This window comes from Microcoleus sp. MON2_D5, assembly GCF_036701905.1.
Lineage (GTDB): Bacteria > Cyanobacteriota > Cyanobacteriia > Cyanobacteriales > Microcoleaceae > Microcoleus.
Genome location: NZ_JAUBRM010000027.1, coordinates 59,930 through 78,550, shown reverse-complemented (window position 1 = coordinate 78,550; position 18,621 = coordinate 59,930). Strand labels below are relative to the sequence as shown.

General features: G+C 43.6%; 16 protein-coding genes and 1 tRNA gene. 12 read left to right on the top strand and 5 right to left on the bottom strand.

Translation table 11 applies throughout. The features are described from left to right. The 4 genes from QUA47_RS12195 to QUA47_RS12180 all read left to right on the top strand — a co-directional run. On the top strand, nt 1–355 hold a 355-nt coding region (locus tag QUA47_RS12195), incomplete at its 5' end, for an acetamidase/formamidase family protein (RefSeq protein ID WP_333430930.1). Nucleotides 356–517: 162 nt separating this feature from the next. Continuing rightward, entirely contained in the window at nt 518–781 is a 264-nt protein-coding gene (locus tag QUA47_RS12190; protein ID WP_006635315.1) for an FmdB family zinc ribbon protein, read from the top strand. A 402-nt stretch (nt 782–1,183) separates the two neighbouring features. After that, nucleotides 1,184–1,309, top strand: coding sequence for a hypothetical protein (locus QUA47_RS12185; protein WP_333430929.1), 126 nt, complete (start codon nt 1,184–1,186; stop codon nt 1,307–1,309). A 236-nt stretch (nt 1,310–1,545) separates the two neighbouring features. Next, nucleotides 1,546–3,321 (top strand): ATP-binding protein, encoded by a 1,776-nt coding sequence (locus tag QUA47_RS12180; RefSeq protein ID WP_333430928.1) that lies wholly within the window; start codon nt 1,546–1,548, stop codon nt 3,319–3,321. A 378-nt stretch (nt 3,322–3,699) separates the two neighbouring features. Here QUA47_RS12180 and QUA47_RS12175 read toward each other — a convergent pair. Next, a tRNA-Leu gene (locus tag QUA47_RS12175) sits at nt 3,700–3,784 on the bottom strand. A gap of 198 nt (nt 3,785–3,982) precedes the next feature. Between QUA47_RS12175 and ndhL the strand changes: the two genes are divergently transcribed. From ndhL to QUA47_RS12145, 6 genes are all read left to right on the top strand, one after another. Beyond that, nucleotides 3,983–4,198 carry an NAD(P)H-quinone oxidoreductase subunit L gene (gene ndhL, locus QUA47_RS12170; protein ID WP_006635828.1) on the top strand — a complete coding sequence of 72 codons (216 nt, stop codon included), beginning with the start codon at nt 3,983–3,985 and terminating at the stop codon, nt 4,196–4,198. After that, complete coding sequence (locus QUA47_RS12165) at nt 4,199–4,504, top strand: DUF3007 family protein (protein WP_006635827.1); 306 nt, start codon at nt 4,199–4,201, stop codon at nt 4,502–4,504. It abuts the gene before it with no gap. 305 nt (nt 4,505–4,809) lie between these two features. Then, nucleotides 4,810–5,607 carry a tryptophan synthase subunit alpha gene (gene trpA, locus QUA47_RS12160; protein ID WP_333217911.1) on the top strand — a complete coding sequence of 266 codons (798 nt, stop codon included), beginning with the start codon at nt 4,810–4,812 and terminating at the stop codon, nt 5,605–5,607. Nucleotides 5,608–6,053: 446 nt separating this feature from the next. Continuing rightward, nucleotides 6,054–6,701: a DUF6658 family protein gene (locus tag QUA47_RS12155; protein ID WP_333430927.1), complete on the top strand. Its 648-nt coding sequence runs from the start codon at nt 6,054–6,056 to the stop codon at nt 6,699–6,701. Between the two features lie 689 nt (nt 6,702–7,390). Next, the gene (locus QUA47_RS12150; RefSeq protein WP_333430926.1) at nt 7,391–7,600 is read left to right on the top strand and encodes a hypothetical protein; all 210 of its coding nucleotides are present in this window, start codon (nt 7,391–7,393) and stop codon (nt 7,598–7,600) included. A gap of 252 nt (nt 7,601–7,852) precedes the next feature. Next, complete coding sequence (locus QUA47_RS12145) at nt 7,853–10,264, top strand: ATP-binding protein (RefSeq protein WP_333430934.1); 2,412 nt, start codon at nt 7,853–7,855, stop codon at nt 10,262–10,264. Between the two features lie 274 nt (nt 10,265–10,538). Here the strand turns inward: QUA47_RS12145 and QUA47_RS12140 are convergent, their stop codons facing one another. The 3 genes from QUA47_RS12140 to QUA47_RS12130 form a co-directional block, all read right to left on the bottom strand. Next, a complete protein-coding gene (locus QUA47_RS12140) occupies nt 10,539–11,870 on the bottom strand; it encodes a serine/threonine-protein kinase (protein ID WP_333430925.1) in 1,332 nt (443 codons plus the stop codon). Nucleotides 11,871–12,024: 154 nt separating this feature from the next. Beyond that, nucleotides 12,025–13,020, bottom strand: coding sequence for a pentapeptide repeat-containing protein (locus QUA47_RS12135; protein WP_333430924.1), 996 nt, complete (start codon nt 13,018–13,020; stop codon nt 12,025–12,027). A gap of 183 nt (nt 13,021–13,203) precedes the next feature. Further along, complete coding sequence (locus tag QUA47_RS12130; RefSeq protein ID WP_333430923.1) at nt 13,204–14,898, bottom strand: hypothetical protein; 1,695 nt, start codon at nt 14,896–14,898, stop codon at nt 13,204–13,206. Between the two features lie 70 nt (nt 14,899–14,968). On the opposite strand from QUA47_RS12130, the gene QUA47_RS12125 reads away from it, so the two are divergent. Continuing rightward, on the top strand, nt 14,969–16,468 hold the full coding sequence (locus QUA47_RS12125) for an NAD(P)/FAD-dependent oxidoreductase (protein WP_333430922.1): 1,500 nt from the start codon (nt 14,969–14,971) through the stop codon (nt 16,466–16,468). 286 nt (nt 16,469–16,754) lie between these two features. On the opposite strand, the gene QUA47_RS12120 is transcribed toward QUA47_RS12125, so the two are convergent. Then, complete coding sequence (locus QUA47_RS12120) at nt 16,755–17,765, bottom strand: leucine-rich repeat domain-containing protein (RefSeq protein WP_333430921.1); 1,011 nt, start codon at nt 17,763–17,765, stop codon at nt 16,755–16,757. Between the two features lie 178 nt (nt 17,766–17,943). Here QUA47_RS12120 and QUA47_RS12115 point away from each other — a divergent pair, with 178 nt between their 5' ends. Further along, on the top strand, nt 17,944–18,402 hold the full coding sequence (locus QUA47_RS12115; protein ID WP_333430920.1) for an ABA4-like family protein: 459 nt from the start codon (nt 17,944–17,946) through the stop codon (nt 18,400–18,402). Nucleotides 18,403–18,621 lie beyond the last annotated feature (219 nt).

Here is an 18,621-nt window from a genome sequence, read left to right as displayed (position 1 = left end):
CTCATCTTTTTTCACAGTTTTACTAGCTTTTTCATTTTGGCGCTTTTTTCATATATTTGCAAAAGTGAGATGCACCCAACCCCGCTATTCTGAGTACCTCGTTTTTGAAGGGATTTCTGTTGATGAATTTACGGGTCAGCAGTATTATCTGGATGCCCACGTTGCTTATCGCCGAGCTTGTTTGAATGCGATCGAATATTTGAAAAAGTTTGGTTTTACCGGAGAACAAGCGTATTTGCTCTTAAGTTGTGCTCCGGTTGAGGGTCGCATCAGCGGCATTGTGGATATTCCCAATGCTTGCTGCACGATTGCTTTACCGACAGAAATTTTCGAGATGGATATTCTGCCATCTTAATTACAGGATTTACGCACAGATTAGCTTTTGTAGGGTGCGCCGAAGCGCACCTTACCTCCACAAATAGTCTAAAAATTGCTTTCTTGCGTAAGTCCTCAATTAGTAGGGCGGGTGCTGTCCGCCGCCTAGTCATTGCATCCAAATTTACCATCAAAAATTGATATGCCTCTTTACGATTTTAAGTGTGAAACTTGCGGCACTTTTGATAAGTGGCGCCCTCTTGCAGAAGCAGATACACCGGTGCTTTGCCCGAGTTGCGAAACTGTTGCTAAACGCATCTTTTCGCCGCCGATGATTCTAACTGGAAAGCTGCGGTTGAAAGGTCAAGAAAATCGGGAACCGCAGGTAGTTAAGCGTTCTGAGGAACCTAAACCGCAGCGGAATCGCGAACACCGAGGGGGACGACCTTGGATGATCGGTCACTGATCCAGTCCGACACTCAAGCAGGGGTTTGAACCCCTGCCTCAAAGCTGAAGTCCTCTTGCATAGGACGGGAAAATTAGTATTTCAGTCGGTTTCAACTTACTTTTGCTATTAGACAGGGACTTAAGTTTCTGGCGAGCAAAGTAAGTATTTTGTACTTATTTATTTGTCAAGTTAACATCATCATAAACTGGATAATTTAAGTCATATTGAAGCTGCTACAGTATTAAAATGGAAAACGTTTAGGAATGAGAAAGGCGATCGCGCTTCGAGCTTACTACTTCACTGTACCGCACTCAACAAATGTCCGCCAAGCAGTGGGGAATTACTCAACTTTACAATATTTATTTTGAATAACCAACAAGTCAACTTTATAAACTTCCTGCTAAGCTCGATCGCGAAGTAATGCAAGCTTACGGATTTACTGACAGCGACGATATTTTAGCCAAAGTGCTGGAATTAAACCTAGAACTGGCAGAAAAAGACAAACGGGGAGAACCGGTAGTTGGGCCTTGTGTCCCAACTGACTAAAAATACTAATCGTTGTTACCATAAATTTTGTAAATTTGGGTATAATCACATAAATTGTTGATAGAGATCACAAACACTCTAGTATAAAAACAGAGATACTAGGGGAAGATTTAAGTTTTGAGTTAAAGATTTCCCAATTCAAAATTAAACACTCAAAACTGCTTTCCGCCTTCAGCATAAGTGCATTCTGCTGTTCTTCGCTCAATTACTCCTAATTTGTTTGGGAGCAACTTCCAATGTTATTATTTACCCATCCTCAGTGCCAAAATAGCAAAGTAGAGCAAGAAACCTCTGCTCAAAAAAAGTTGTTACAGCATTCATGTATTAATTTAACTGGGCTAAAGGGAGGAGGCAACCATTTGCGGATCAGCCAAAAAATTAGCTATGGCTATGCTTTAGCTATCGGCATAGCGATTTTGGGGACTGGTGCGGGAATGAAATTGGGAGACTACTTTCGCAAGCAAGCTTTAGTTGAGGTGAATGTTGCCCAACAGCAGCAGCAAATGCTGCAAAATTTGCAAAATACCGTATTTGAAGCCCGATCGCACGCGGCGAGATTGCCAGTCGTTTTGGGAAACACGGTGTGGCTGAAATACGAACAAGATCGGTTTTTCGGGCAAATCAATCAGGCGAAAATCCTGATTTCAGAAATTGAATCTTTCGCACGAGAAAATCCCAATACACTAGCAACAGAACAGGCAGCATTGCAGGCTCTCTTGAAGAAATCTGCCCTTGTCATTGATTACTACGGTCAGCTAATTAAATTGCAGTTAAAAGAAGCGGAAGTTTGGAATTTGCCTCCCAACAGCATCGAGTCCGCACAGCTACAAATGTTGAGGACTAGCAGCGGTCAAGAGGCGATCGTACTAGATAACCTTGCTCAGAGTTTAACCGAGCTAATTTCTACAGTAGAAACTCACAAACAGCACGGAATCAAAGCATTAGAACAAGCTGAAAATTTGCGAAACCGAATTCTTCTCGGGAGTATGCTAATTTCAGCACTTATCGCCGTCGCGCTGGCGGACAAAACCAGCCGCGCGATCGCCCAACCCCTCGAAACCGTTACTAATGTCGCTCAGCAAGTCGCTCGCGAATCGAATTTTAACCTGCAAGTACCAGTCACAACAGACGACGAAATCGGAGTTTTAGCGATCTCTTTCAATCAATTGATTCAGCGAGTTAGCGAGTATACACAAGAACTCAAACAAACTCAATCCCAATTAATTCAGACCGAAAAAATGTCATCTCTCGGTCAAATGGTTGCAGGGATAGCCCACGAAATCAACAATCCCGTCAACTTCATCGGCGGCAACATTGACTATGCCAACCAATACATCGAAGATTTGGCAGGTTTGGTAACTCTCTATCAAGAATATTATCCCAACCCACCAGATGCCATTCTAGAGCGCATCGAAGACATTGAACTCGAATTTCTCAGAGAAGATTTGCCAAAAACCCTCTCTTCGATGAAAATGGGAGCCGATCGCATTCGCGAAATTGTCGTATCCATGCGGAATTTTTCGCGATCGGACGACGGAAAAATGAGATCGACCGACATTCACGAAGGAATAGATAGCACCCTCGTAATTCTCAATCACCGGCTCAAACAAGGTATTCAAGTTATTAAACAATACGGTAAGTTGCCTGCGCTTGAGTGCTATCCCGCGCAACTGAATCAAGTATTTATGAATATTATTAGTAATGCAATAGATGCGCTGGAGGAGGTGAAAAAGGAAGACAAAGGCTATTCGCCAACGATTTGGGTTAGCACGGAAATTACAGCCGACAATACTGTCACCGTCAAGATTCGGGATAACGGGCCCGGAATTGCAGCAGCCTGTGCCCAACAGATATTTGACCCATTTTTTACTACAAAGTCGATCGGCAAAGGTACTGGATTAGGATTGGCTATTTCCTATCAAATCCTTGCCAAGCATCAAGGCAAAATTGAGGTAAATTCTCAAATAGGACAGGGCACGGAATTTGTGATTACTTTGCCAGTTGCTGCGTAATATCACGCGGGGCGATCGGGATGAAAATAAAAAATCGGTTCCCACCCTCGCCCCATTTCCAAAACCAGCCGACTTGCTCAACCAATTGAAGGCCCGACGTAAAAAGTCCGGGGCGAACTTGGCAGATATAGAGGCGGTTTGAGAAATACTAGAAAACCATTAGCGCGAAAATTGAGCGAAAAACACCACGATTGGTGACAATAAATCTGAAACCGTTGAATCATATTGTTTTCGGTTGCACCGGAATGATACCGAGGACACGGCACAGCCATGTCCTCTATATCATGTCGCTCGTGCAACCGGAAACGATATCAACAGTCAACAGTCAACAATCATTCCGGTGCAACCAGAATTGATATCACCAATGATTGAAATGGATGGGGGCGGAGGGACTTGAACCCACACGACCGTTTCGGGTCAACGGATTTTAAGTCCGTAGCGTCTACCATTCCGCCACGCCCCCTTTTTGTCAAGCTGTTGTGGTTTCGAGCCATTAACAGCAACAGCCTTTTATTCTACAGCCAAAACCCCAATTTACGCAACCCCTAATCAAAAAATTTCCAAAAGTCGCGCTGGATCTCCCCAAGCGGTACAATAGTTAACCAGCTAACGGAGCGTGTCAACTGACTTACCCGTGTTATTATTCCCCTAAAGCAAATCTATGTATATTACCTTACTGCTTTACGCCGTCTTGGCCGGAGCCTACCTCCTGGTAGTACCCGCAGCCACCTACGCTTACCTGAACAGCCGCTGGTACATCGCTACCTCTTTTGAGCGCGGCTTCATGTACTTCTTGATGTTCTTCTTCTTCCCGGGTATGTTTCTCCTAGCTCCCTTTTTGAATTTTCGGCCCAAACGGCGGCAGATAGAAGCCTAAATGCGACGTATTGACGTAATTGGAATCAGTATCGGCTTTTTTGTAGCAGGTGGGTTGGTCTACTTGCTACTGCAATTCGCCGGACTTGACAGCATGAATGCAGGGATTTGGAGCCAGTTATTTTTGGTCGCCGGCTTGATTGGCTGGCTGGTGACTTATTTATTTCGAGCACTGACTCAAAATATGACCTACAGCCAGCAATTGCAAGACTACAAAGAAGCTGTCTTGCAGAAGCAGCTCGATGAACTCACTCCTGAAGAATTAGCCAAACTTCAAGCCGAAATTGAGCAGGAAAAAGATAATTAGTCAATAGTCCTTAGTTCTCAGTTATTAGTTATTAGTGAGCTATTAGTGATTAGTTATTACCAATAAACTCTGAACTAATGACTGGGGAATAACAACTCATGAATAGTAAGATTGACTGCTAACTAATGATTGATGACTGAGATCACGTTCCCTAAAATAAGCGCAATAGGTTTGTAGTGAGGACTTCAGTCCGAGGGAGTTTTATGAGGAAGGAATTCCTCACTACAAACAAATTTGATTGCGATGGATCGAGGGGAAATCCTATGTATGATGACTGATAACCAATGACTGATGACTAATAACTAATGACTATTTCTAATTGTTTTGAAACGTTACGCAAGAACCACGAATGTGCATTGATTCCTTTTATTACTGCTGGTGACCCAGACTTGGAGACAACGGCTAAAGCACTGCAAATTTTGGATGATAACGGTGCAGACGCGATCGAGCTTGGCGTTCCCTATTCTGACCCGCTAGCTGACGGGCCGGTGATTCAAGCCGCTGCTACAAGGGCGCTACAGCGGGGGACGCGGTTAGATTCGGTGCTGGAAATGGTAGCGAAAGTTAGTCCGAATTTGCGATCGCCCATCATTCTCTTCACATACTACAACCCGATTTTGTACCGAGGTATAGAAACCTTCTTGCAGCAAATCAAAAGTGCTGGAGTTCAGGGATTGGTTGTACCAGACTTGCCCTTAGAAGAAGCCGACAGTCTCATCCAACCTGCCAACAAATTAGGGATTGAACTAACATTATTAGTGGCTCCCACAAGTCCCAAAAGTCGCATAGAAGCGATCGCTCGTCAGTCTCAAGGATTTATTTACTTAGTCAGTGTGACGGGGGTTACGGGAGTACGCGAAGGCTTAGAAACGAGAGCAAAAGAGTTGCTGCAAGAACTCCGCACCGTCACCGACAAACCCATCGGTGTCGGGTTTGGTATATCGAAACCCGAACACGCTCGCCAAGTGAAAGAATGGGGTGCAGATGCTGCGATTGTTGGCAGTGCTTTTGTGAAACGCTTGGCTGAAGGCACTCCAGAACAGGGTTTAGAGGCGATAGGCGAATTCTGCAAGAGTTTAAAAACAGCGATTCAAAATGCTTAGTAAGTGTGCATATACTTTCAGCCATTAGACAGATGTGTGCGATCGCGATGTGTCGCCACAATTGCGATTAAAGACCTTGTTGTACTTGAGATCATACACCACCTTCCTTCTAGTTCCTGACTAGAAGGTTTTTTTTGAGCCGAAAATGCAAAACATTTCAATATATACTGCCGGCACGGAGAACCAAACAGCCCTATAGGGAAAGGACATTGCCGTGTCGGGCGCGGGGTGCTGAGATTTTTAATAATTGGTAGAAGATTGAGGATTGTCCATTCGTTCTTCCTTCTTCCTTGTACTATAACTTGAGAAATCTAACTTGAGATAGATGAAAAGCTCCTGTTTCTCTTCGTAAACTAAAAAAGTGTTTAAGTGCCTAATTTTGTAATGCTAACCCTCTACAGAACCACCAGGCATTTGAGCCTCTCACAATAGAAAGGAGCATTTTTATGAACAGACTAACTGCATTTGTGAAAAAAATTCGAGCTGTACAAATTTTAACAGTGTTTCTGGCTGGCATTTTAGTATTAGTGAGTACGGCCTGCAGCCGCCCTGATGTGACGGCAGGAAAAACTGATGTAATCGCAGGACAAGGTGATGCGAGGATAGGAAAAACTGCCGACCAAATTAGAGAAGAAGTGCCTTCAGGGGCTGTAACTTCCGAATTCAAAGGCGGCATGAACGACTACAGCGATGTCGATCCCAGAAACAAAAAGGTAACAACAGAAGAAGCAAAAGCTCAGCTTCTCAAAGAGCAAGCGCAGCACCGCATTGACACCAAATCTAGCAGCAATGTAGGCGAAAACGTGCGGCGGGTAGCGGACGACGCGCCTGACAAACTGGGTCAAATTGGGAACAAGGTGAAGGAAGATGCTAGCACCGCCCAGAGCAAAGCTGATAACTTTGGCGACAAAACCAAACAAGGCTTTGCTAATCTTAAAGAAAACACTCGCGAAGGCTTGAAGGGAGCAAAAGATATTGTTAAAGAAGCCACTGCGGGAGCCAAAGAAAGAGCAGCAGAGGGTACTGAGTCGCTGAGATATGGTACCAGCGGCGGCCAAGAAAATATCAATGATGCAGCGCGAGATGCCAGATAGAACGCTGAAGATGCCTCGGAGAATATTTGCTAGAAAGTGAATCGAGATATTGACATAACTCAACGAGTGGCAGAAACAGCGGCAGACGCGATCGACTAATTTCAAATAACGCTGTTTCCTTCTCGGGAAGCTAGATTCCGACAGGGGTTTTAACCTCTGTCGGAATCTACGTAAAGTCATGTGAAGACTACTGCCTATTACTATTTGATTTGGTTTTAACCCCTGGGAGGGCTATTAGACCGGAAGTAGAGTGGAGGGGGAGTTTCACCACAATGCAACGATTCTGTCCTTTTCTAGGGGGGACTAGAGTGCCACTGCTTTCACGACGGATTCTTTATAATTTCTATAGATTGTATTTGGACTTTTTAAGGTATTAACTTGTTGAGCCGCTTCGCGGAAATTTGGGCGATCGAGCTATATTAAATTCAATTAATTACCCATTGTATTTTTCCAGACAGGAAACTGCGGTGTTTATACGGTATTTCGCGTTCATTGAATTGCATTTGAGATTAACAGGAGAAACTTATACGTAAGTAAAAAGCTTTAATCGCGATCGCCAAAGTATAAAATGTTGTTCATTAACAGACAATTGGAATTTTCGATCGGGCGATCAAAAATTATGCGGTTTATGCCCTAAGATAGATACACTAAGTTTTGTCAAGCTAATGTCGGAGTTGAGGTCAGCCGATATGGACGCAACAGTAGATGTAGTAGATTTCACTGCGGTAATACCGGGATATCGCCCGATCGCGCAATTGTACACAGATTGTCGATCGGCTATCGATCGGTTCGTGTCCGAGAAAGACCAACCACCCGCCGCTAAAATTCTCAAACCTACGTCGTTGTGGCTGAGGATTTCCGGGACGCGGTGCTGCCAAAATCCCAAAAAGTTGCATTAGCGACCGTTAATTGGATCGGTAGAAATAGTCCTCAACCGCACAGACATTCTCGACGAACTCGAACGCAGGCAGGTTATTTACAAATACATTAAACCTTCCAGTCTTTCAATTAATCTTAACTGTTATCTGCCACATGGAGGTGTATAAATTTTAGCAAAAAGAGGCCACGGATTCGGGATATATTCGCGCCGTAATCCGTAGCCAATCGACAGGGGAAATGGAGGCAAACCTTATCTTGGGAATTGTGTTTTGATGCTAGTAACGATGATGCACGACTTTTATGATGCGCTGGCAGATTTGGCAATCTATGCAGATGCCGCACCGGCGGAGCGCCAACAAATCCTTAAGCGGGTTGGGGCTAATCAGAAAAAACTAAAAGAATTCGCGCACCATACGCCGATCAATTACCAACACAAGTTCGATCTGGTTGAGGCAGAATTGCTGGGCGTTTTGGGACAGACAGCCGAAGCAATGGAACTGTACGATCGAGCTATTACCGGAGCTAAAGCTAACGAATATGTCAATGAAGAAGCTCTGGCCGGCGAACTCGCTGCTAAGTTTTACCTGTCATTGGGAAGAGAAAAAATTGCCCGACTCTACATGATAGATGCCTATGATTGCTATGTCCGCTGGGGAGATAGATCAAAAATTGATGACTTAGAAAAACGTTATCCTCAATTATTAAAACCGATTTTAGAACCCGCCAAACTTCCTGCAAACCCATTAGCAAATTTTCCAACACCTGCGGGGCCAAATCAATCGCTTCATCCATCCATTCATCCATCCATTCATCCGTCTGTTTCGGCGAGCGTCTCAGATTTCGGGAATTTTTCAACACTGCTAAAAGCTTGTCAAGCGCTCTCTAGTGAAAGAGAACTCGATCGACTGATTGCCAAACTGATGCAACTGGCGATGAAAAATAAAGGAGCTGACAAAGGAGCGCTGATTTTGCCAAACGGCAATCAATGGGAAATCGCGGCTACCAGCGCGCTCGACAATTCGGGAGTCGAGTGGGCGATCGACTTATCATCCGCAACACTCGATGAAAACAGAGATATCTTGCCCCTCAAAATTGTTGACTGCGTTAAAAATTTATTGAAACCTGTGATTGTTCGGGATCTCGCTCAACAACGCGATTGGGATTCCGACTCCTACATCCTCAAATACCAACCGCAGAGCCTGTTGTGTTGGCCGATTCTCGATCGAGGCAACTTAGTCGGCATTTTGTATCTAGAAAATCGCTTAACCGCAAGAGTTTTTACCCGCGATCGCCTGCAACTTCTCAATCTCCTGTGTTCCCAGGCAGCCATCTGTTTGCAAAATGCTCTGCTATATAAAAAATATCAGGATTACAACCAACAATTAGAGCGATCGCTAGTAAAAATTAGCCGAACCGAAGCTCAGCTTGCCGATCAGAAGAAAATGCTCCAAGCGATTCTTGATGTCGCTCCGATTTGGATTTGGATGGTGAATCCCAGTGGTAAAGTACAGTTTTTGAACAAGACATTTTCTCAAGATGTGGGTGTGCCTCTGAGCGATTTCCTAGCTGTCGATCATTATAAAGATATACTGGGGGAGAATGCAGCGGGCTGTCTGGTTTCCGATGCCGCCTGCCTTGCTCAAGATTTGCCGCATTACTCCAGCGAAATTCTCAGATTTGTTGACGGCAAACTACACGATTTAGAAATCACGAAAGTGCAGTTAAAAAATTCCCAGGGCGAGACGATCGGGATTATTGGTTTGGGTGTTGATGCCACTGAGCGCAAGCGAGCTGCCGAACTTTTGCAAGAGCAAAATCAACAGCTAGAACGAACTTTAAAAAATTTACAACAAGCACAACTGCAAATCGTGCAAAATGAGAAAATGTCGGCATTGGGTAATTTAGTCGCCGGAGTCGCACACGAAATTAACAATCCGATTGGGTTTATTTCTGGCAATTTAAGCGAAGGTAAAAGAAGTTTGGAAGATGTTATAGAACACTTAGAATTGTATCGCTCCGCTGCATCGCAATCGGAAATAGCAGACCACGCCGAAGAGATAGACCTCGATTATCTTTTGGAAGATTTACCGAAGATGATTGATTCAATGCAACTCGGGTGCGAGCGCATTTGCAGCATCAGCAACAGTTTGCGTACCTTCTCCCGAGGCGACAAAGACTACAAAGTTCCTTTTAATATTCACGAAGGCATTGATAGCGCTATTTTAATTTTGAAACACCGCCTCAAAGCAAACGAACACCGCCCGCAGATCGAAGTGATAACTAAATACGGCAATCTCCCTAAAATCGAATGTTTTCCAGGTCAATTGAATCAAGTTTTCATGAACCTGCTTGCCAATGCGATCGATGCCTTAGAAGAGTCAAATATAGGACGCACTTTTAGCGAAATTACCGCCAATCCCAACCGCATCACGATTTGCACGGATATAGTCGGCGAAGGGTACATTAAAATTAACATTGCTGATAACGGCACTGGCATCAAAGAGGAAGTTAAACAGCAGATATTCGACCATTTGTTCACGACAAAAGGTGTCGGCAAAGGAACAGGATTGGGGCTGGCAATTGTCCACCAAATTGCTGTAGAAAAACATGGCGGAAGCATAGAAGTGAATGGCGAGCCTGGAGTGGGCACTGAGTTTGCGATAGTTTTGCCTGTGAAGGAATAAATTTGAATTAAAATTCAATGTTTTTTGGGCGATCGCGTAATAAGATATACTGACTTTAATTCGGGTCTTTTTTTGAAAGCCTTGGCATAACTCTTTTCAAGTAGCATCATTTTTTTATCAAGCAGTCGGGTTTACAAGCTGTTGCTACTGTACTTAATAAACCTGGAATCTGCTGTATTTTAGACCCCCTATAAGTGAGCGCATCACCCATTTTTAGTTGCGAGAGGTCTATTCTACAAAAAAATTAATCACCTAGTCTTCGCCCTACAAAAATTTATCTTAAATTTAACCAATCTTGAATTTCTTGCGCTAACCAAGCCGCCTCAACCTCTTTCAAATTTGTTGCTAAAGTATAAAAGTAAGTTCCCCTCTCGTTACCTGAACGAATCCTGATTTGATTTCCCTGAGAAGTATTGTATAGAAAAGCACCCAAAATCTCAGAAACTTCCCCCCTTTGTCCTAAATAACTCCAACCAAATATCTGATGTTCCAGCTTAAAGTAGTTCCGGTTAAATGTAATTTTAGTACCATTGCCCAAAATCTTAAGTAACATACTTGCTACAAGCGGAAAAAATCCTAATCCCATACTGACATTTACTTGCAAATATGCTAAGACTATCGGCCAAGATAGCAGTATAGTTAATATTCCTATAAAAGCACCTAAAAAAGGCTTTCTGGCTAAAGTAGACGGAATTTTAATGTTTAACTCCGTTGCTGATTTGCTAACTTGAATGCGACTGTGAGGTGGTTTAGCAATTTTCCAAACAGTCGGAATTTGAAGATTAGCCCCTTGTATTTTTCCCGATTTCAAAGCTGCTAAAGCCTCTCTAGCCTTGCTGAAACGCTTTTCTAAGGCGATTTCCGTCATCTTCTCAATCCAGCTTACCAAAGTGGGATTCACACTCACGCGATCGCTAAACTGAATCCGAGAATCTTTCTGTGGCAAATCCGCAGGAGTCATCCCCGTTAACAAATGAATTAAAGTAGCTCCCAAAGCATACAAATCCGAAGCCGCCACCGCCCGCCCCCAAAACTGTTCTAAGGGTGCATAGCCACTCGTTCCTACCACTGTAAACGTTACACCTGTCACCGCCGCTTGAGCTTGTACCGCCCCAAAATCTACTAGATAAACGTGCTGATCTTCCCCCCAAATTAAATTACTCGGCTTAATATCTCGGTGCAAAACTGGGGGGCTTAATTCATGCAAATAAATTAAAATTTCTAGCACTTCAGCGGCAATTTTTCGGACTTGTTTTTCTGAAAACTTCTTGCCTTTTTCTAACAATTCCTGAAGTGAAAATCCCGGAATATAATCTTGCACTAACCCAAACCAAGGCAATCCTGCTCCGGCTTCCCGCTCTAGGGAAAAATAATCTCGATAGCAAGGAATGCGGGGATGATTTAGCGCCTGCAAAACTTGTGCTTCTCTTTCAAAAAGCTTGAGTTCTTCCCAGTGCATTTCCGGGCTAAAAGCTAACATTTTCAGCGTCACCTGTTCTTGAGACTCTAAATCCACTGCTAGCCAAGTTTGATGACCGGCCGCTGTGCGTCCTAAACGCTGTTGCAATTGATAACGTTCTTGTAAAATTTTTCCTGTATCTAACACAGCATTGCCCTCCCGTTTTGAATTCTACAAAATGGCCTTAACTATTAAATTAATGACGGGTCTCCTACCCAGCTTATTTTTACTCATAATTGTTAAATCACAGGGTCGGAGATTAACTATTTTGGTGACAGCCTTAAATTCCTACTATAAGTAATTACCCGTGCATTTCTCCATTCGGCATAATTGTACCGCGCCACTGAGCACCTGATAAATTAGCAGTGCTCAAATCGGCCCTAATTAAAGTTGTGCGGTGCAAAATTGCCTGCCGCAAATCTGTTCTAGCCAGGTAAGCATCAGTCATATCAGCTTCACTCAAATTTGCCTGATTAAAATTAGCTCGACTCAAATCAGCCCGCACCAAATTAGCTCGACTCAAGTCAGCCATGATTAAATTAGCATTGCTCAACTTTACATCAGTCATAAATGCACCGCGCAAATTAGCGCCAGCCAATTCAGCATCAAGTAACACAGCTCTTTCCAACTTAGCATTGGCCATGACAGCCCAGGAAAAATTTGTTTCTACCAAAGTTGCTTCAGTCAAAAATATGCCATCTAAAATAGCTTCGCTCAAATTTGCCTGAGTCAGATTTGCTTCTCCCAGAAATGCTTCAGTCAAATTAGCGTGACTGAGATTAGCTTTAGTCAAATCTGCACCTTGCAAATTGACGCCCCGCAAATCTGCACCTTGCAAATTTGCACCCCGCAAATTTGCACCCTCAAAAAGCCGCAGCTCCTTCCGCAAATTTGCACCCCGCAAGCACGCACCGCGCAAATCTGCACCTTGCAAATTCACACCTCGCATATCTGCATCGCTCAAATTTGCATCAATAAAAACTGCCAAAGAGATGTTGGCTTTGCGAAAGTCTGCACCTTGCAAAGTCGCTCCGTGGAAGTCTGCATCGGACAAATTTGCTCCGCTCAAGTTTGCTTGATTTAAGTTAGCACCGCACAGCTTTGCATTAGTTAAATTTGCGCGCTGAAGGTTAATTCGGCTCAGGTACGACAGCGCTAAGTTTGCACCCCAGAGGTCAGCACTGCTTAAATTGACGCCAATTAAATCGGCACCGCTCAGGTATACGCCTCGGAGATTCATACCTTGAAAATCTAGTTCTCCTGATGTATATCGCCTTAAAATTTCGCTCGCATTCATATTTGTTTTTGTTGTTAATTAGGTACAATCTGCTATTTCTAGACTGCTTAAATTTCTGTTCGCGCAGGCGGACTTAGTTTTTGTAGCCCCAGACTTGAGTCTGAGAAATTTGATGAAATTTCTTGAATTTCAGTTGACGCAGGTGGACTTAGTTGGTGTAGCCTCAGACTTGAGTCGGGGCATTTAATGAGTTTGATTGACAAATTCTTGAGTCCAAAAGACTGTTTTGCTACCTAACTGTCGCCCGTGAATTTTCACATGAGTAAGATATTTGGATTTTAAAGTACACAGTTTTTTGTGAATGTATGTAGCTGTAGCCTGTTGGTTTGGTACTTCAGCAGACTCCAGAATAACATGGAGCCAACCGTCTTTAAATCCCGCTGTAGCAGCAATTCCTTTAGGCTGTAGCAATTGATTAATCAATTGGGCGATCGCCTTTGGTTTGCCTTGCTTTGCCATTTCCAGAAGCTGATACTGATTTGCTTTATGGCTAGAGTTTTCCTGCGGTATGTCTAAAATATTGTCATCCAGGTCTTCTGTGATTTCAGAAGGATATTTACTGCTTTCTTTTGACTCCAATTCGATCAAAATTTCCAGCATTTTATCGGTAAACTTCTGAACTTTTCCTACATACTCTCTGAGATTTTTATATTTCCAGTACAAACGCTCCTCTGCACTTCCCGTAGAAAATTTTCCGTTCAAAGCAGCTTCTAACTTGGTAAATATATTTTCTATTTGCGCCGTTGCGGAGTTAGCACTTTGACTGACTAATTCTGTCATTTCTTCTTCCAATTCCAACTTGCGTTTGATGGAATCGCTAATATTTATAATAACAGGAGCCGCCGGTTCTAAAGTTTCGATAATAGTCGCCATTTCTGCAACTGGGAATGTTTCTACCATTTCCTGTCTGAAATCGGTAGCATAATTATTGCTGGTTTCGGCTTCTTTAAACTGTACAGTTTCTGCCGTGTCCGGGACTAAGTAACTCTTTTGGGGGTCATAATGATAGTGAGTTGGAGCAGCTTGAAGGATGTGAGTAATCTCGCCTGGATCAAAATAATCGGTGCGCCTGTCCACCAGCTTGCTCTCTTCATAAACACTGTTGTTTAAATGCGTCTGATCGTAATCTTCGCTAGCCGAAGATTCGGCTTCATCCGGTTCTTCCTGTTGCATTTTTGCGTAACAAGGATTCATCGCTTTGATGATTACGCTCGCAGCTTGGTCGTTTTCATCTCGGTTGTCAAGATTGCTAGCAGTTGTGTACAACCGAGATTCGAGTTCGGCTAGGCTGCCACAGACATTAAACAGTTGTCGCAGTAGATTGTCAAGTTCTTGAGTTTTCAGCAGTAGCCAGTCGCGATCGCTAAAAGTAAACTGGTGATAAAGAGTAGAAAAAATTAGGATTTTCGCCCTCAGCGGATTTGTTTGCTGCAAAATTTTTTGTCTGACATCAAATAATTTGCCGGGGTTCCTTGCACTTTCTTCGCTGCTGCTGGGTATTTCCGAACTAAAGTGCTCTTCAAATGCGGGAGCTTCCTGACCGCCAAAACTAGATATGTTTATTTCTAATTTGGTGAAATCTTCAAATTCATACAGCCTGCTAAGTTGACAGACTATGAGGTCTGCTACTAAAGCATACTCGGTTTTTTTATTAACCTTAGAGACTATACTATTTAAAACTGATTCAATATCTTCTAACCTGCTGTACTTGGCGCACAGCTCTTCAATTAAAATCCTTACATCTGCGCTGGCGAGTTGGGCGGGGTCGTTTTCCCAGGACTCTTTACAAGCAAAAAATATTATTTTTTTAATGCGCGAGAGATTCACGTCTTGTTCTAATTCGCGAACAACTTCATCTAAAATAGATAAAGCTTTCATAGTTTTCCTCCCATAAAAATACCCTGTCAACACTCAGCAAGAAATAATACAATTATACCACATTTGATAAATGCAAGACTTTGATGCGATCGTAATTGGCAGCGGTATTGGCGGCTTAGTCGCAGGCTCGATGCTAGCTCGTTACGGCAAGCGGGTGCTCGTCTGCGAGAGCCACACAATAGCGGGCGGGGCAGCTCACAGCTTTTCGCGCCGGGGATTTCACTTTGATTCGGGGCCTTCTTTTTATTGCGGTTTGACTGACCCCCGGTCGTTCAATCCTTTGCGGCAAGTTTTTGATGTTTTGGAGGAATCGATCGCAGCAATTTCCTACGATCCGCTGGGGCATTACCATTTTCCAGAGGGAAGTTTGCCGATTTATGGTGATGCGAGAAGTTACTTAGATGCTGTAGCTAAATTCGCACCGCAAGGTGCTGTAGAATTGCAGCAATTTCAACAAAATTTATTAGTTTTGTATGAAGCTTTGCGCGGAATCCCGGCTTTAGCGCTGAGATCCGACTGGCAGTTGATACCTGTTTTGCTGTCTCGGTACTCGCCTGCTTTGCTGAAGCTGTTACCGCTAGTAGGTGCGATCGCGGGTTCAGCCGGTTCCGTGATGGATCGGGATGTGCGCGATCCTTGGGTGCGGCGTTTGATCGATTTGGAGTGCTTTTTGCTGTCGGGTTTGAAAGCGCACGGAACTGTCGCCCCGGAAATAGCTTTTATGATTGGCGAACGATCGCGCTGTGCGATCGAATATCCTGTAGGTGGCAGCGGTGCGATCGTCGATGCTTTAGTGAGAGGTTTGCAGCGCTGGGGAGGAAAGTTGCGCCTGGGAACTCCTGTCGAGCAAATATTAGTTGAATCCGGCAAAACCACCGGAGTTCGCTTGCAAAATGGCGAAATTATCCGCGCCCCAATTGTCATTTCAAATGCCACCGTCTGGGATACTTATACAAAATTACTGCGGGCTGAAGATTTGCCGGAAAGCTACCGCAAAAGCGCTTTGTCGATGCCAGCAGTAGAGAGTTTCATGCACCTGCATTTAGGAATTAAAGCCGAAGGATTAGAAGGTTTGACCGGCCACCACGTCGTCGTTCACGACAGCAAAATTGACATTACAGTACCCGGAAATACTTGCATGATTTCGATTCCTACAGTGTGGGATGCAACTCTCGCACCCCCCGGACATCACGCCGTTCATGCTTATACATTGGAACCTTACGAAGGTTGGGAATATGGCGAATTGTATCAGCAGAAAAAGCAAGAGCGATCGCAATCTCTGTTTCAAGCTTTAGAAAAAATTATACCCGATTTGCGATCGCGAATAGTCTTAGAGTCGATCGGCACACCGCTAACCCACGCCCGATTTTTGCGCCGATATCAAGGAACTTACGGGCCTGCAATTGCCGCCGGAAAAGGCACATTTCCCGGGCCGCAAACACCAGTCAAAGGCTTGTATCGCGTGGGAGACAGCACCATGCCGGGAATTGGCGTCCCCGCCGTCGCAGCATCGGGTATTTTGTGCGCGAATACTTTGGTAAATTCCGATGTGACAGCACAATTTTTGTAAATTGGTAGAGGAAGCGGGCGGGTTTTGCCCAAGATATTTCCGGCAACTCAACAAATAGATAAACCCGCCCTCTCGGAACCAGTAAACTGCTTGCTGGAGCGCTGATGAGTGCTAAAGACTGATTATCCACCAGCGGCAAAAGCGCCCAGAATTGCGATCGACAAAGCCAAACCGGGCAACAGCAGCAATCCTAACATCAAAGCATCGTGTCCGCTCATCACTTTCTCCTAATATTGACCTTTGCCATTATACTCTATAAACTGCCATCTTGCCTCGGCCTTAATAATTAAAACCGGCATATAGATTCAGGATTGACAGGGCAAATTTTATTAACAATGGGATTCCCGCGCAAGTCCAGGGTAGTTAACTTTTGCAAAGATTGCAGGGAACTGATATCAGAGATTTGATTGTTGTACAAGTCTAGTAAAAATAAATTATTTAAAGCTTGTAGCGCGCTGCTATCCGAAATCGGGTTGTTGAACAGATAAAGTTCAGTCAAATTAGTTAACGATTTCAGCGGACTGATGTCGGATATTTGATTGTTACCGAGGTTGAGTTCACTTAAATTAGTGAGCGATGTCAAAGGAGTAATATCTGATATTTGATTTTGGAATAAAACCAATTTATTTAACTTAGTTAGAGCTTTCAACGGAGTAATGTCAGATATTTCATTTCCGAAGAGAAACAGCGTAGTCAGATTTTTTAAGGAAGCCAGCGGGCTTATATCCGATATTTTATTATTGTAAAGGTATAGTGTATCGAGTGCAGTCAAATTTGTCAAAGGAGCGAGATCAGAAATTTGATTGTTGTAGAGGATCAGCGCATTTAAGTTCGTTAAAGCTTGCAACGGAGTGAGGTCGGAAATTTTGTTGTCAAACAAGACAAGTGCGGTAAGATTAGTTAGACCTGCTAGGGGACTGATATCTGAGATTTGATTGGTATCGAGAACGAGTTGAGTCAGATTTATGAGAGATGAAAGCGGGCTGATATCTGATATTTGATTGACATCCATAATCAAAGTTTTCAGATTGGTTAAAGATTGCAAGGGAGCAAGGTTAGATATTCGATTGCTGCCGAGGATAAGATTAGTAAGTTTAGTGAAAGATGAGAGGGGACTGATATCGGTAATTTGAAGATTTTTGAGGTTAAGTTCTGTTGTATTAGAAAGCAGCGCGTTGGCTCGATCGCACTCGGAAGTGTCTGATATTTGCAACAGTATTTCTACCGTATGTTTAGCCTCAAGCGAGAGATTATCTTTTTGCTGGCACCAATCGGGAAAGTTATTATAAGTTGTCATGGGCTGTGCTGCCTTAATCGATTTTAGATGCGAGATTTGAAATTTTAGATAAGTATAGCAATTCTATTTCATTTGTGAATGAGATTTTTTTCGGGTTTTGAGAAATTTCCGCAAAAATTGTGTAAAGTAATCTTAACATCCTTAATTGAATTGCATTCGCAGGAGCCAAGAGCCAACTATGACACCAGAACTAATTTTTAATGTCGGTAATCTGTTCGTTGTGCCTTTCTGGGCAATTATGATTTTATTACCAAACTGGGGAATTACCCGAAAAGTGATGAATTCCTTTATTCCGTTTGCAGTGCTAGCCGCTTTGTACATATATTTGTTTGGTAGCAGTCTAACTGCGGAAAATGCGGCTGCTTTGTCCAATCCCAAGCTAGCAGATATTGCTAAGTTTCTGGGGGAGGAAACGGCGGCGGCTACGGGATGGATACATTTTTTAGTGATGGACTTGTTTGTCGGGCGCTGGATTTATTTGGAAGGACAGCGGACAGGAGTTTGGACGGTTCATTCTTTGGCTTTGTGTTTTTTTGCGGGGCCGATGGGATTGCTTTCTCATATTGTAACTGCTTGGATTACTCAAAGGTTTTTCCCCAGTTCTGAGGCGGCGGAAACTGTTACTTCATCGGTTTAGGCAGAGGGTTTTTAATACCTTGGATGTTAGATCGCATCCGGTTGCATCGGAATGATTAAACCGCGAAGGCACTCTTATCGCGAAGGAAGAGAAAGAAGAAAGTGCAGTTCTTCCTTCGCGCTCTTTGCGTCTTCGCGGTTCATTTAATCTTACGAGCTAAGAGAACTCGATCTAATACAAGTCCGAATCAAACCGAGTTGATATCAATCATCCACTCTT